The organism is Actinoplanes sp. NPDC048988, assembly GCF_043197815.1.
In the GTDB taxonomy this organism is placed as follows: Bacteria; Actinomycetota; Actinomycetes; order Mycobacteriales; family Micromonosporaceae; genus Actinoplanes.
The window spans coordinates 983601-998630 of sequence record NZ_JBICTW010000001.1; the positions used below are offsets into that span (position 1 = coordinate 983601).

12 protein-coding genes are annotated in these 15030 nt (G+C 71.7%); 4 read left to right on the forward strand and 8 right to left on the reverse strand.

Annotated features, from left to right (window positions below; all coding sequences use genetic code 11):
* Positions 1 to 732, forward strand: coding sequence for an ABC transporter ATP-binding protein (locus ACGFJ7_RS04285; RefSeq protein ID WP_392640815.1), 732 nt, complete (start codon positions 1 to 3; stop codon positions 730 to 732).
* A complete protein-coding gene (locus ACGFJ7_RS04290) occupies positions 722 to 1579 on the forward strand; it encodes an ABC transporter permease (protein WP_392640817.1) in 858 nt (285 codons plus the stop codon). The genes ACGFJ7_RS04285 and ACGFJ7_RS04290 overlap by 11 nt, the downstream gene beginning before the upstream one ends.
* Here ACGFJ7_RS04290 and ACGFJ7_RS04295 read toward each other — a convergent pair.
* The gene (locus tag ACGFJ7_RS04295) at positions 1566 to 2435 is read right to left on the reverse strand and encodes a hypothetical protein (RefSeq protein WP_392640819.1); all 870 of its coding nucleotides are present in this window, start codon (positions 2433 to 2435) and stop codon (positions 1566 to 1568) included. The two genes, ACGFJ7_RS04290 and ACGFJ7_RS04295, sit on opposite strands and share 14 nt — an antisense overlap.
* A gap of 34 nt (positions 2436 to 2469) precedes the next feature.
* Positions 2470 to 2643, reverse strand: a complete 174-nt coding sequence (locus ACGFJ7_RS04300; RefSeq protein WP_360243121.1) for a hypothetical protein — start codon at positions 2641 to 2643, stop codon at positions 2470 to 2472.
* A gap of 111 nt (positions 2644 to 2754) precedes the next feature.
* Between ACGFJ7_RS04300 and ACGFJ7_RS04305 the strand changes: the two genes are divergently transcribed.
* A complete protein-coding gene (locus tag ACGFJ7_RS04305) occupies positions 2755 to 3468 on the forward strand; it encodes a lysophospholipid acyltransferase family protein (RefSeq protein WP_392640822.1) in 714 nt (237 codons plus the stop codon).
* Between the two features lie 87 nt (positions 3469 to 3555).
* Here the strand turns inward: ACGFJ7_RS04305 and ACGFJ7_RS04310 are convergent, their stop codons facing one another.
* Positions 3556 to 3759, reverse strand: a complete 204-nt coding sequence (locus tag ACGFJ7_RS04310) for a cold-shock protein (protein ID WP_015625344.1) — start codon at positions 3757 to 3759, stop codon at positions 3556 to 3558.
* 223 nt (positions 3760 to 3982) lie between these two features.
* Between ACGFJ7_RS04310 and ACGFJ7_RS04315 the strand changes: the two genes are divergently transcribed.
* Complete coding sequence (locus ACGFJ7_RS04315) at positions 3983 to 4405, forward strand: pilus assembly protein CpaE (protein ID WP_360243127.1); 423 nt, start codon at positions 3983 to 3985, stop codon at positions 4403 to 4405.
* Here ACGFJ7_RS04315 and ACGFJ7_RS04320 read toward each other — a convergent pair.
* From ACGFJ7_RS04320 to ACGFJ7_RS04340, 5 genes are all read right to left on the reverse strand, one after another.
* Positions 4386 to 7766: a UvrD-helicase domain-containing protein gene (locus tag ACGFJ7_RS04320; protein WP_360243130.1), complete on the reverse strand. Its 3381-nt coding sequence runs from the start codon at positions 7764 to 7766 to the stop codon at positions 4386 to 4388. The genes ACGFJ7_RS04315 and ACGFJ7_RS04320 overlap by 20 nt on opposite strands.
* Positions 7763 to 12247, reverse strand: coding sequence for a PD-(D/E)XK nuclease family protein (locus tag ACGFJ7_RS04325; protein ID WP_392640827.1), 4485 nt, complete (start codon positions 12245 to 12247; stop codon positions 7763 to 7765). Before ACGFJ7_RS04325 ends, ACGFJ7_RS04320 begins: the two co-directional genes overlap by 4 nt.
* Before the next feature lie 29 nt (positions 12248 to 12276).
* Complete coding sequence (locus ACGFJ7_RS04330) at positions 12277 to 13299, reverse strand: LacI family DNA-binding transcriptional regulator (protein ID WP_360243136.1); 1023 nt, start codon at positions 13297 to 13299, stop codon at positions 12277 to 12279.
* Positions 13300 to 13546: 247 nt separating this feature from the next.
* Entirely contained in the window at positions 13547 to 14092 is a 546-nt protein-coding gene (locus ACGFJ7_RS04335; protein ID WP_360243139.1) for a TIGR00730 family Rossman fold protein, read from the reverse strand.
* 1 nt (position 14093) lies between these two features.
* Positions 14094 to 14873, reverse strand: a complete 780-nt coding sequence (locus ACGFJ7_RS04340) for a TIGR00730 family Rossman fold protein (protein WP_360243142.1) — start codon at positions 14871 to 14873, stop codon at positions 14094 to 14096.
* Between the last annotated feature and the right edge of the window lie 157 nt (positions 14874 to 15030).

The following is a 15030-nucleotide window of genomic DNA, read 5'->3' on the forward strand; positions in this document are numbered from 1 at the left end:
ATGAGCGTCCTTCAGCTGGAGAACGTCTCCAAGGAGTACGGCTCACTACTGGCCCTGGACCGGGTCTCGCTCACCGTCCAGCGAGGCGAGTTCGTCTGCCTGCTCGGCGCGTCCGGCTGCGGCAAGAGCACCCTGCTCTCCCTCGTGGCCGGGCTCGACCAGGTCAGCGGCGGAACGCTGGACATCGGCGACCGCAAGGTCTCGCTGATGTTCCAGGAGGCGGCCCTGTTCCCCTGGCTCTCGGTGCGGGCCAACGTCGAGCTGCCGTTGCGGTTGCAGGGCGCGGGCCGGGCCGAGCGCCGGCAGCGGGCCGACGAGCTGCTGGAGATCGTCCGGCTGCGGGGCTTCGGCGACAACCGGCCGCACGAACTGTCGGGTGGCATGCGCCAGCGCGTCGCGCTGGCGCGCGCCCTGGCCCAGAACGCCGACGTCCTGCTCATGGACGAGCCGTTCGGGGCGCTCGACGCGATGACCCGCGACATCCTGCACGACGAGCTCGAGCGGATCTGGCGGGAGCAGGAGCTGACCGTCCTGTTCGTCACGCACAACGTGCGCGAGGCGGTTCGGCTCGGCGACCGGGTCATCCTGCTCAGCAGCCGGCCGGGCCGGGTGATCGAGGACTACGCGGTCACCCACGAACGCCCCCGGCGCATCGACTCCCCCGAGGTCTCGGTCCAGGCCGCCGAGATCACCGATCGGCTCCGCGCGGAGGTGGCCCGTCATGGCAACTGAAACCCTGGACCGGGCCGTCAGCGGCCTGGACGCGCTGGAGCTCGCGCCGAAGCGCCAGAGGGGCAACGCCGGCAAGCGGATCTGGAAGAGCACCTGGCCCAAGCTCCTGGCCATCGCGATCGTCCTGCTCGTCTGGCAGATCACGGTCTGGGCCGAGTGGAAGCCGATCTACGTGCTCCCGTCGCCCGAGACGGTCTTCACCGACCTCGGCACGGTGATCACGACGGCCGACTTCTGGGACGGCGTACGGGTGACGATGACCCGGGCCTTCACCGGCTTCCTGCTGGCCGTGGTCATCGGCACGGTGATCGGGGCGCTGGTCTCCCAGTTCGCCCCGCTGCGGGCGGCGATCGGCTCGCTGATCACCGGCCTGCAGACGATGCCCTCGATCATGTGGTTCCCGCTGGCCATCCTGCTCTTCCAGCTCAGCGAGAGCGCCATCCTGTTCGTGGTGGTGCTGGGCGCGGCCCCCTCGGTGGCGAACGGCCTGATCAGCGGCATCGACTACGTGCCGCGGACGTGGCTGCGGGTGGGCCAGGTGCTGGGGATGCGCGGCCTCGCGAAATACCGGCACCTGATCCTGCCGGCGTCGCTGCCGTCGTTCATCTCCGGTCTCAAGCAGGGGTGGGCGTTCTCGTGGCGCAGCCTGATGGCGGGTGAGCTGCTGGTCATCGTGCCGGGGGCGCTGTCCATCGGCGTACGGATGCAGCAGGCCCGCGACCTCAGCGACTCGAGCCTGGTCATCTGCTACATCATCGTCGTCCTGATCATCGGCATCCTGATCGACGTCCTCTTCAACGCCGCCGACAACGCCCTGCGCAAGCGCTGGGGTCTTAAAGAGGCCTGACCGATTTGAGTACGTCTTCGACCACGTAATCGAACTGTTTGTGGGTTCCCGGGATCGAGACGTACAGGACCGCAGCCGTCGTCTTTCCGACGTCGATGACCGCCACCGCCGAGAGCTCGTCGGTGGCGGTCAGGCCCGGGGACGTGAAGTGCAGGCGGAACTCGCTCACCCAGGCCGGACGGCCGCCCAGCGTGGTCAGCTCGTCCCGGATGGCGTCCATCGTGTTCGGCTGCGGGTAGTACTCGGCGCGCACGTCGGACGCCACCTGACGGCCCACGCACTCCAGGTTCAGCGTCACCGCGTCGTTGTCGGCCGCCGGCACCGCGGCCGACAGGATCGAGGCGTGGTAGCTGCCGCCGCTGTACTGCTCGGTGACGAAGTGCTGGCCGACCTTGTACGGAACCTCGAGCGTCCCGGCCCGCCAAACGGTGTCCCACGAAACCCACGGGGCGCCGTAAGCCTTGTAGGAGATACCGGCCTCGGTGTCTGCCGTCCGCTTGCCCGACTCCGGCGGCGGGGCGGTGGGCGCCTGGGTCGCGCCGGCACTGGGCGACTCGCTGGGCGCCGGGCAGGCCTGCGCGAGGGGCGGCCGGACATCGGTCGGCGCCGAGGCCCGGTCGCGGAACGGATTGGTGTCCGACGAGAGCACCACGACCAGCAAAATGGTCAGACCTAAAGCGAGAATGCCCCCGGCGATCGCGGCGAAAATCCGGATCTGCCGCTTCTGCCGGTCTTTGTCATCGCCGCCTTTGTCTCCGTGCGGCGGATCCGACGGTGGCGGCGGCTGCGACGGCACACCCGTGACGAGCCCGGAGCCGAAGCCACCGCCCGGTCGTTGCCACGTCTGGTCGGACATGAATCCCAGTGAACACCACGATCGTGAACGGGCCCTAGACGCCCCCGACCAAGGCCATCATCTGGTGCCACACGGCGGGAGCGACGCCGGCCGGATCGGACAGAGCCGGATACCACGGGGTGAAGGCCACGGCGAGAACCAGCACGACACCCACCGAGGCGAAGGCGAACACGAATGCCAGCTCCCGGCGGGCCGAGGGACCCCGCATGCCGTCGCCTCCCCTCTCGAAAAAAGACCAGACAATGGTTAGACGCTCGATAGGGGCGTTCCGTTGCATCCGGCCCAGGAGAAATTCAGCGAGTTCCGCTACCGTCTTGCCATGGAACTCGTGTATCCCCCGGTCGTCGCGACAGCGAAGGCTTGGTTCCGCGCGCTCGACATGAAGATTCAGATCGACGGAGCCGAGAACATCCCGTCGGAGGGCGGGGCGGTTCTAGCGAGCAACCACGTGAGCTATCTGGACTTCATCTTCTGCGGGCTCGGCGCCCAGCCGACCAAGCGGCTCGTCCGTTTCATGGCCAAGAAGAGCGTTTTCGACCACAAGATCAGCGGCCCGTTGATGCGCGGCATGCGGCACATCCCGGTCGACCGCGACGCCGGCGCCGCGTCGTTCCGCGAGGCGACTCAGGCCCTCAAGGACGGCGAGGTGGTCGGCGTCTTCCCGGAGGCGACGATCAGCGAGTCGTTCACCGTCAAGGAGCTCAAGTCCGGGGCGGTGCGGCTGGCCCGTACGGCCAAAGTGCCTTTGGTTCCCATGGTGGTCTGGGGGCCGCAGCGGCTCTGGACCAAGGGGCACAAGAAGGAGCTGGGCAAGCGCCACGTGCCGATCATCATCAAGATCGGCGAGGCGATCGAGATGCCCAAGGGCGTGTCGCCCGACGCGCTCACCGCGACGCTCAAGGAACGGCTCAGCGCGCTTCTGGACGCGGCCCAACGGGCGTACCCGGACAAGCCCTCCGGTCCTGAGGACCGCTGGTGGCTCCCGGCCCACCTGGGCGGCACCGCGCCGCTGCCCGAGGCCGCGGCGGTCTGACCACGCCGGAAACGAAGCGGCGCCGCACCCCGGCCGGGGTGCGGCGCCGTTCTTGTCGTGCTACCTGCTACCTGATCTGGACGGAGATCAGAGCGGGCGGATGTTCGCGGCCTGCGGGCCCTTCTGGCCCTGCGTGACCTCGAACTCCACACGCTGGTTCTCGTCCAGCGAACGGTAGCCGGAAGTCTGGATAGCGGAGAAGTGGGCGAAGACGTCGGCGCCGCCGTCGTCCGGGGTGATGAACCCGAAGCCCTTGTCCGCGTTGAACCACTTCACAACGCCGGTAACCATGCTCGTCTCCTCGACGGTCGATCGTTCCCGACCAGTATGGACGGGAACGAAATAGTAAGACCCACACTTCGTGAGTCTCGTGCTGTCGTACTGATCGCCCGTACCGGAGAAACCCGGGTTACGACAAAGAGCGCCTGGGGCAGACTTCCCCACAGGCGCTCCTGAGTACTTGGGAACCAAACTGACAACGCGGAGAGCCTAACACGAAGAAGGGGGACTGCCGGTGATCGGAGTACAACTCGCGGGACAGCTCAAGGAGGCCGGGCTGACCTGGAAACCGGCGCTGGGCGACCGGTTCGCCATCCCCGATCGGGACCTGGACGACGAGGTCTTCGTCCTCAGCAACATGACCATCGAGGTGCATTCGATGCCGGAGGGGCCGGTGATCGGCTTCAACGGCACCACCGAGTGGGCCCTCGACGACGTCGAAATGGACGAGACGGTGTGGCTGCCCCGCGAGGATCAGCTGCGCGAACTCCTCGGCGGAACGTTCCAGCAGCTCAGGCGGGGACCCGACGGGTACGAGGTGCTGATCGACCTGCTCGGCGAGCAGCGGAGTTTCGCGGCGGAGACGACCGAGGGGGCGTACGCGGCAGCCCTGTTGCACCTTTTGGCGGCGGCCGGGCTCAATCACCCGTTGGAGTAGGTATCCGCTCGACCAGGGCGGCCAGCTCCTCGGCGCTGAGCAGGTCGACCGGGCGTACCGTGACCTGCTCGCGGACGTAGTGGAAGGCGGCCCGGACCCGGTTGACCGGCACCCCGGCCAGCGAGGCCCAGGCGATCCGGTACGCCGCGAGCTGAATCGCGGCCGCCTCGGCGTCGGCGCCCTCGGGCCGGCGGCCGGTCTTCCAGTCGATGACGTCGTACCGGTTGGCCGACTCGGCGAAGACCGCGTCCATCCGGCCGCGCACGACCACCCCGGCGATCGTGGTCGCGAACGGGACCTCGACCTCGACCGGCGTACGGTCGGCCCACTCGCTGGCCAGGAACGCCTCCTGCAGCGCGGCCAGTTCCTCGTCGGCGGCCGCGTCCTCGTCGGCCGCACCCGGCAGCTCGTCGATGTCGATCAGCCGCTCGGCGCCGAACCGCTGCTCCAGCCAGGTGTGGAAGGCCGTGCCGCGCCGGGCGTGCGGCATCGGCCGGGGCGGCAGCGGGCGGCGCAGCGACCGGGCCAGCGCCTGCGGGTCGCGGCGCAGCACGACCAGCTGCGAGACGGACAGGTGCCCGGGCAGGGCCACCTCGATCGGGCCGTCCCGGCGGGCCCGCTCGTCACGCTCGGCCAGCAGCAGATCGGCCTCCGTACGCCACCGGTCGATGTCCTCCTGCCCGTCGGCCGGCATGCCGGCCAGATCGGCGGCCAGGCCGGCCCGGGCCAGGATCTCCGGTTCCTGCTCGGCCAGCTCGACGAACGCCTCGGCGGCCGACGGATCGGGCTGGGCGATCATCCGGCGGATCAGGTCGGCCGCGGCGGCCATGGCCGGGCGCCGCCGGCCCAGCGGGTCGGACGGCCACTCCACCCGCTTGTCCTGCTGGTCGGCCGGGTTCGTGGCACCCGGGGCGGGCTCCGGCGTCCAGACGTCGACCACCCCGGCGCCCTCGTCGCAGGTCGCGCGGATCTCGTCCAGGAAGACCGACGGGCCGCGCGGGCGCTTCACGCCGTCGCCCCACCAGTAGCCGGAGCAGAGCAGCAGGCGCCGGGGCCGGGTCACCGCGACGTAGGCCAGGCGGCGTTCCTCCCGCTCGTCGTGCTCCCGCCAGGCCCGGCCGAACGCGGTGACCGCGCCGACCACGTCCTTCTGGTCCAGCGCCTCGGACAGGTCGAGCCGCGGCAGGCCGTCCCGGTCGCCACGCAGCGGGAACGGCAGGACGCCCACACCCATCAGATAGTGGTCGGTGTTGCGGCTCTGCCCCGGCCACACGCCGCGGCTCAGGCCGGCCACCGAGACGACATCCCACTCCAGGCCCTTGGCGGCGTGCGCGGTGAGGATTTGCACCGCCCCCTCGACCACGTCGACCTGACCCGGCTCGAGGCCCCGCTCCTCCTCCTCGGCCGCGGCCAGGAAGGCGAGGAACCCGGCCAGCGTGCCCCCGTCGGTCTCGGCGGCGTAGCGGGCGGCGGTGTCGCCCAGCGCGTCCAGATGGCCCCGGGCCAGGCCGGCGTCGCCCGCCGCCCAGCCGCGCACCGCGACCTCGACGTCCAGGCCCGCGGTCCGCTCGATGTCCGCCACCAGATCGGGCAACGGCTGGTCCAGGCGCTGCCGCAGGGCACTCAATTCCCGGCTGTACGCGTGCAGGCGCGCATAGCCCTCGGCCGAGTACAGCTGCGGCGCGCCCAGGTCGGCCATCGCCTCGACCAGGGTGGCGTCGTCGAGACGGTCGCCGACCACGTCGTCCGGCTCGGCCCCGGCCACGACGGCGGCCCGGGCCGCGGCCAGCTGACGGGCCCGCCGGTGCAGCGCCACCAGGTCGCGCGGGCCGATCCGCCAGCGGGCGCCGGTGAGCAGACGCAGCAGCGAGGCCCCGTCCGTCGGATCGGCCAGCACCCGCATCGTGCAGACGACGTCGCGTACCTCCGGGGTGTCCAGAAGCCCGCCCAGGCCGACCACCTCGACCGGCAGCCCCCGATCGCGCAGCGCCTCCTCGATCGCCGCGATCTGGCTGCGCACCCGGACCAGGACGGCGCTGGTCGGCCGCTTCTCGATCGGGATCTCGTCGGGCGGCGAGCCCGGCATCCCGGCGGCGATCTGCCAGGCCCGCAGCATCGAGTCGGCGATCCAGTCGGCCTCGTCGGCGAAGGTCGGCAGCAGCGCGCACGAGACCGTACGGCCGCCGACATCGGACACCTTCGCCGCCGACCGCAGCTCCTCGACCCGGGCGCCGAACGCCCGCAACGGCTCGGAGAGCACATTGGCGACCTGAAGAATCTCGGGGCGGTTGCGCCAGCTGCGGGTCAGCGCCCGGATCCGGGCCCGAGTGCCGTCGCGGCGGGGGAACTCGGACGGGAACCGCTCGAGCGTGCCGGCCGAGGCGCCGCGCCAGCCGTAGATCGACTGGCAGGGGTCGCCGACCGCGGTGACCGGGTGACCGCCGCCGAACAGATTGTTCAACATGGTCACCTGCGCGTGGCTGGTGTCCTGATACTCGTCCAGTAGGACGATCTTGAAGCGGCCGCGCTCGATCTCACCCACCTCGGGATGATCGCGGGCCACCGTCGCGGCCCGGGCCATCTGATCGCCGAAGTCCATCGCCTCCAGGTCGAGCTTGCGCTGCTCGTAGAGGCGAACCAGCGGAAGCAGGGTGAGACGCAGGCGCTGCCGGCCCAGCATGTCGGACACGTCCTTGTAGACGCGGCCGGGCAGCTCCTGCACCTCGGCGAAGAACCGGCCGGTCCACGCGGCCAGATCGTCCGGGGCGACCAGATGCTCGGCCAACTCGCCGGACAGGGCCAGCACGTCGTCGGTGACGGTCCCGGGCGCCCGGTTCACGCCGGTCATCTCGCCCGTGTACGACCGGACCAGCGAGTCGACGATCTGCCAGCGGGCGGCCTCGGTGAGCAGGCGGGCCGACGGTTCGAAACCGGCGCGCAGGCCGTGCTCGGTCACGACCCGGGCCGCGTACGAGTGATAGGTCGAGATCGTGGCCTCACCGGCCAGCGCGTCATCCCGGCCGAGGCGGCGAACAAGCTGGCCGAGGCGCGTGCGGACCCGGTGGGCGAGCTCGCCGGCCGCCTTGCGGGTGAAGGTCAGGCCGAGGATCTCGTCCGGGTGGGCGTAGCCGTTGGCGACCAGCCAGACCACCCGCGAGGCCATCGTCTCGGTCTTGCCGGACCCGGCCCCCGCCACCACGAGCAGCGGCTCGACCGGCGCGGAGATGATCTCGGCCTGCTCCGGAGTGGGCCGGTGCAGCCGGAGAAGCCGCGCCAGCTCCTCCGGCGTGTAACGGGGCCCGGCATCGGCGCGGCGGCGCGGCGCCGACGGCTCGTCGGCGAAAAGACTCGGCTGGGTCACTGCTCCACCACTTGGCGGCCTTTACCGGAGATGGGGCAACTGGTGCGGACCGGGCAGACCCGGCAACGACTGTTGGCGACGGCCGAGAAAGTGGCGGCGGCCATCGTCTCGGCGGTCCGCCGGACCATCGCCTGCGCCCACTCGGGATCGGCGGCGTCGGCCAGCGGCAGCTGCATCTGCTCGCGGGCGTCCTTGCCGGGCCCGAGCTGCACGAGGGCGGCGCCGCCGGACTCGTCGCCGTAGTCGCCGAAGGCGCCGGCCTGCACGGCGGTCTGATAGCCGGCGAGCTGGGCGTGCTCCTCGAGATCGGCGGAGGAGACGGCGGTGGTCTTACCGGTCTTGAGATCGATGACCACCAGGCGCCCGTCGTCGTCGATCTCGAGCCGGTCGACCCGCCCGGTCAGCTCGATCGGCCGCCGCTCGTCCTCCAGCCGCACGGTGAACTCGTGCTCGATGGCGAGAAGCCGCCGAGGATTGGAGGCGAGCCAGCGCAACAGCTTGTCGACCATGCCCTGGGCGCGTTCCTGCTCGGGCCCGGCCAGCCAGCGGGCGGCCAGCTCGATCGCGTCGAAGCGAGCGCTCACGTATTCGACCAGCTTCTCCCGATCGGCGTTGGCGTTCTCGGCCAGCATGGCGGCGGCGTGGACCAGGTTGCCGACCCCCTGAGCGGGCCCGGCCGGGGCGGCGCCGCCATGCCGTTCCAAGAGCCAGCGGAGGCTGCATCGGAGGGCGCTCTCCATCGAGGAGGGAGTGACCTTGACGGGCTCCCCCTCGTCGACGAGGGGCCGGTCGTCGGAAAGGGGCCGCAGCCCCCACCACTCGTCCGGGTGGGCCCCGGGCACACCGGCCCGGGCCAGTTTGGCCAGTTCCGCCGCCGCGGCCCGCCGCCGGCTGGGCGTCTGGTTGCTGCCGACCACGACCGTACGAAGCTCGGCCACCAGCGCCGCCAGAGTGAGCGCCCGAGGAGGGCGCCCCATGGTCAGCTCGCCGGGCTCCCCCTGCGCCCGCTCCTCGTCCGCCCGCTCGTCGCCCGCGTGCTCACTGCCCGCGTGCTCACTGCCCGCGTGCTCACTGCCCACGTGCTCGCTGGCCGCGTGTTCTCTGCCCACGTGCTCGCCGGCCGCGTGTTCTCCGCCCGCTTGTTCTCTGGGCGCCTGCTCTTCGCCTGCGCGGACGTCGCCCGCCGGGTCCTCGCTCGGCCGGCCGGCCGGCGTCTCATAACCCGGCTCGATGTCGGCCCGCGGCCCGAACAGGATCGCCTCTTCGAGCCGAGCCTCGGATGCCCGGCTCGGATTCGCGCGTGCCTGCCCGAGGGGGGTCAGCGGCGTCGGTTCACCGTCAGGCGCGGACGTGCCACCGGCCGGGGACGGGTCGTGGTCCTGCTCGGTTTCCCACGGGTCCGGGTCGGATGGGCCGGGGTCGGAGTCGTCCGGGTCGGGCTCGGTCGGGCCCGGGTCGGACGGGTCGGCGTCGGGCTCGGTGGGACCCGGGTCGCCGGGGTCTGGTGGTGGGGATTCGGGGCCCGGCTCGGGTTCGGCCAGTTCGCTGAGGAAGCGGCTGGGCTGTTCCTCGCCCTCGGAACCGCCGACGCCGGCCGAGGCGACGGCGGTGGCGATCAGTTTGCGGCGGGCCCGGGTGGCGGCCACATAGAACAGACGGCGTTCCTCGTCGAGCATGGCCGAGGTCTGACCGACGACCGCGGCCGCGCCGGAGGCGGCCCGGCCGGCGATGAAGTCGACCAGGCGCTCGGAGCCGAGCAGGCTGCCGCGCAGGCGCAGGTCGGGCCAGATGCCTTCCTGGACGCCGGCCAGCACGACGACGTCCCACTCCAGGCCCTTGGCGGCGTGGGCGGTCAGCAGCCGTACCGCCTCGCCCCGGTCGGCGCTCGGGGCGATCGAGTCGGCCGGCAGGTCCTGGGCGAGAACGTGGTCGAGGAAGACCTCCGTCCGCGCGCCGGGCAGCCGGTCGACGAACCGGGCCGCGGCGTCGAAGAGCACCACCATGGAGTCGAGGTCCCGATCGGCTGCCTCGGCCCGCCACTGCCGGGCCCGGCCGGCGTCCGCGTTCTCCGGGGCGGGGCCGTTGCGGGTGCTCATCGCGTACCACCGGTCGGCCAGCCCGCTGGCCTTCCAGATCGTCCACAGCACCTGCTCGGCCGTGGCCCCGGGCGCCGCGGCCGCCTCCCGCGCCGTCGCGAGCAGCCGCGCCACCTGCTGCGCCGGGTGCGCCCAGCGCCGCTCCACCATGTCCAGCCCGGCCGGATCGCGCACCGCGTCGACCAGCAGTTCCCCCGACGGCCGCCGGTCACCGGCGGACAGCGCCAGCGCCCGGAGCCCCTGCCGCAGTCGCCGCTCCGCCAGCGGATCGGCCCCACCGAGCGGCGAGTGCAGCAGGGCGACGGCCGCCTCTTCGTTGAGCACTTCCGGCGAGAGCGCACACCGCAGAAGCAGAAGGAAGGGCGCCACGGCCGGCTGAAGATGAAGAGGCAGATCCTCAGCGTGCGTCACGGTCGGCACACCGGCCGCCGTCAGCGCCCGCTGCAACGAGGGAAGCTGCAAAGAAGTCGACCTCAGCACCACGGCCATCCGCGACCACGGCACTCCTTGGAGCAGATGCGCCTCCCGAAGGGCATGCGCCACATAGGCAGCTTCAGCCGTGGCCGCCCGAAAAATCCGGACAACCGCCCCCGCCGCAAGCCCACCACCTTCGCCCCGACGCGAAGCACCCTCACCGCGACCCGAGACGCCCTCACCGCGACCCAAGAGGCCATGACCCGGACCCGAGGCGCCCTGACTCGAGGCGCCCGGACCCGAGGCGCCCGGACCCGAGGCGCCCGGACCCGAGGCGCCCGGACCCGAGGCGCCCGGACCCGAGGCGCCTTGACTTGAGGCGCCCTCGCCATGCCGCAGGACGCCCTCACCCGCCGAGCCGGAAGTCACGATATTTCCGGATAGTGGAGGCGAATCGGAAGTTGATTGCTCGCCCGGGGGCGCCGAGCGGGGATCGCCTGACGCGGCGTCTTGCGGCTCCGGAGAAAGCATCGCCGCGCCGGAAGGTTCGCGCGGAGGTAGAGGCGCGCGCGAAGGACCCAGCGACGCTGACTGCCCGGCCGAAGGCGAAGGACCGGGCGAAGGCGAAGGACCAGGCGAAGGCGAAGGACCGGCCGAAGGCGAAGGACCGGCCGAAGGCGAAGGACCGGCCGAAGGCGAAGGGTCGCGGGAAGTGCCAAGCGCGGCCGAAGGCGAAGAGCCGGCCGAAGGCGAAGGGCCGTGTGAAGTGTCGAGCGCGGTCGAAGGTGAAAGGCCGTGGGAAGGAACGAGTGGGGCGGAGGACTCGGGCGGAGCTGAGGACTCCGGCGCAGAGGCGGGTGGGGCTGAGGGCTCCGGTGGGTGCATCGGGCGGTGGCCGATGGGGCCGCGCATGCGGCGGGCGACTCGGCTCGTGGCGCCCAGCAGTGGGGCCGGGGCCCGGTAGTTCGTGTGGAGGGTCAAGGTTTCCGCCACGGCGCCGGAGGCTGTGCGGAAGTGGGACGGGAAGGTGGAGACCACGCCCGGGTCGGCGCCTCGGAAGCCGTAGATCGAGGCGTCCGGGTCGGCGAAGGCCACCAGGGGCTTGCCGCCGCCGGCGACCAGGGACAGGAGCTCGATCTGGGCCGGGTCGGTGTCGGCCAGTTCGTCGACGTAGACGTGGGAGAGGCGGCGGCGTTCGGCCTCGAGGAGGCCGGGGGTGTCCAGCAGCAGGCCGGAGGCGGCGCGGATCAACTCGGCCGGGTCGTACGCCGTGGAGCCGCGGGTGGTGACGTCGCGCAGGGCCAGGACCGCCACGTACTCGCGGAGGAAGCGGGCCGCGGCCGGCCAGTCGGCGCGGCCCAGGCGTTCGCCGAGGCGGGCCAGGTCGGCCGGGCCGATGCCGCGTTCGGCGGCGCGCTGCATGAGGTCGCGGAGCTGCTGGGCGAAGGCCTTCGTGGGCAGGGCCGGGCGCAGGGACTCGGGCCAGCCGATCTCGTCGGGGGCCTCGGGGTCGCCGGCCACCTCGAGGAGCTCGCGGATGATCAGGTCCTGCTCGGGGCCGGTGAGCAGGCGGGGCGAGGGCTCGCCGCGTTCGGCGGCGGCCCGGCGGAGCAGGCCGAAGGCGTACGCGTGGAAGGTGCGCACCAGGGGCTCGTGCACGATGCGGCCCTCGTCGCCGGCGATGCGCGCCTCGATGCGGTCGCGCAGGGCGGCCGAACCGCGGCGGCCGAAGGTGAGGACCAGGATGCTTTCCGGGTCCACGCCCTCGGCGACGCGGGCGGCCACCGACTCGACCAGCGTGGTCGTCTTGCCCGTGCCGGGGCCGCCGACCACCAGGAGAGGCCCGTCGGTGTGCGAGACCACGTACCTCTGGAAGGGGTCTTCCTCGATCGGCGGCAGGGGCGCCGGAGGGCGCCGGACAAGGCGGTACGCCGGCCGGCGCACCGCGGCGGAGGTGGCCGGCGTGCTCACGGCATCAAGGAAACCACGAGGGTACGACGTTATTCACCGGGCGGTCGGCCGACCGAGGCGCGCATCCGGACCGGCATCGGCAGGCGGGTGACCGCGGGGTCGCGTACGGGACCGAGAAGGGTTTGAACCGCTTCCCAGCCGAGCTGATAGTGCGGCAGGGCGATGCTCGTGAGCTGCGGCCGCAGCCACGCGGCGAGCTCGGAGTCGTCGAACGACACCACCGACACGTCCCGCGGTATCGCGCGGCCGGCGTCGCGGAGGGCCTGATAGGCGCCGAGGGCGACGCGGTCGTTCAGGCAGATCAGCCCGCTCGGGTCGAATCCCTCGGCCAGGGCCCGGGAGACGGCCTCGTACGCCGAGTCGGGCCACCAGTCGCATTCGACGACGCCGGCGAGTTTGACGCCCTCGTCGGCCAGCGCCGCCCGGATGCCGGCGAGCCGTTCCCGGCCGGCGAAGACCTTGGCCGCGGGCGTACCGACCAGGTGGATGCGCTGCCGATGGCCGGCCTGGAGCAGGGTACGGGCGGCGTCGGCCCCGGCCGTCAGCTCGTCCGGGATGATCTGGTGCTGGGCCGGCCGCGCGCCCCGGGTCAGGCAGTTGAGCAGCACGACCGGGCGGTCCCGGAGCAGCTTGGGCACGCGCACGTGACGGGTGAACATGCTCGCGTAGATGAAGGCGTCGACCTGCCGGTCGAGGAAGTCGGAGATCAGCTTCTCCTCGACCACCGGGTCGCCGTCGGTCTCGCCGATGAACAGCAGGTTCCCCTGGGCCACGGCGGCGGCCAGGCTGCCCTGGATGGCCCGGCCGGCGTACGGGTCGGAGGCCAGCGTGTCCGAGATCAGCGCGATCGTCCTGGTCACTTTGGTACGGAGGCTGCGTGCCATGAGGTTGGGCCGGTAGTCCAGCTCCTGGGCCGCCCGGAGGACCCGTTGCCGGGCATCTTCGGAGATCCTCATGTCCACGTGGCGTCCGGCCAGGACGAAGGAGGCGGTGCTGCGGGACACGCCGGCCCGCTGTGCGACCTGCATGAGGGTCGCCCGTTGCGGGGGCATGACGGCAGTCAACCACGACCCGCCAAACGGAAACCACTGATCGACATCTATTGACGGCAGGGCCGGGCAGGAGCACGGTCGGGCTAAACGCATTCAGCCCCCGGCGAGCGCGACGCCGCCGGCGGCCGGCGCGAGCGCGCCGGCGCGTCCGGTGAGAACGCGCTCGGCGCGCCCCGTCCGCCGGCGGGCTCGCCGGGGCCCTGGTCCCGCCGGGTGGGTGTGGTGACACCCGTCCGGCGGGACGCCCCTAGGCCAGGCGCTCCTCGATCGCGTCGAGAGCGGCGCCTATCGATTTCGCGATGATCACCCGTTCGAGGGCGGCCGAGCGGACGAACGCCGTGTCGGCCAGTTGGCCGAGCCAGGCGACCAGCCCGTCGTAGAAGCCCTCCGGGTCGAGCAGCACGATCGGCTTGTCGTGCAGGTCGAGGGTCGCGGTCGTCCACACCTCGAAGAGCTCGTCGAGCGTGCCGAGCCCGCCGGGCAGGGTGATGAACGCGTCCGACCGCTCGATCATGAGGTTTTTGCGGGCGCCCATGTCGTTGGTGACGATCAGCTCGTCGGAGGCCAGGTCGGCCACCTCGAGGTCGACCAGCGACTGCGGGATGACGCCGAGGGTGTGGGCGCCGGCCGAGCGGGCGCCGTCGGCCACCGCGCCCATCATGCCGACGCAGCCGCCGCCGGACACCAGCGAGTGGCCGCGGGCACCCAACTCCGAGCCGGTGCGGGTGGCCAGGTCGAGCCATTTCTGCTCGAGGGTGCTGGAGGAAGCGCAGAAGACGCAGATGGCCGCCACGTCAGCGCTTCCCGTTCGCCTCGGCGAGCGCCGCGTCGGCGTCCACGATGATCTGAACCGCCTCGTCGACGTCGTCGGTGACCCGCAGCAGCTCCAGGTCGGCCTCGCTGATCTTGCCGTCGGTCAGCATCGTCCCCTTGAGCCAGTCGAACAGGCCGGACCAGTACTTCGTACCCATCAGGATCACCGGGAAGCGGGTGACCTTCTTGGTCTGTACCAGCGTGATCGCCTCGAACAGCTCGTCGAGCGTGCCGAAGCCGCCGGGCAGCACGACGAACGCCTGCGCGTACTTGACGAACATCGTCTTGCGGACGAAGAAGTAGCGGAAGTCGATGCCGATGTCGACCCAGTCGTTGATGCCCTGCTCGAACGGCAGCTCGATGCCGAGCCCGATCGACATGCCGCCGGCCTCGGTGGCACCGCGATTGGCCGCCTCCATCACGCCGGGACCGCCGCCGGTGATCACCGCGTAGCCCGCCTCGGCCAGGGCCGCGCCGAGGTCGGCGGCGAGCTCGCACTCGGGGCTGTCGGGGGTGCTGCGGGCCGAGCCGAAGACGCTGACCGCGGGCGGCAGGTCGGCCAGGGTGTCGAAGCCCTCGACGAACTCGGACAGGATGCGCAGCGCCCGCCATGCGTCCTTGGTCTTCCACTCGCGCCGATGGTGGGAATCGAGGAGCTTCTCGTCGGCGGTGCTCGGTGGAATCGACTCGCGGCGCAGGGTGACGGCGCCGCGATGACGCTCCGCTCCGCCCTGGCGTCGCCCGTTGGTGCTGTCCGTCATGCCTAAAAGGTAGTGCGGACGGCCAGTAACCCGGTGAACAACCGGGTGGGTTTCGGTAAGAGGATTGCGGGCCGCCGACCTTTTTGCCAGATTGAAGCAACGGACGGTAGCTCTCATGCGTCTGTACAGTTACCGAAATCTCTCGCGGCACGCACGG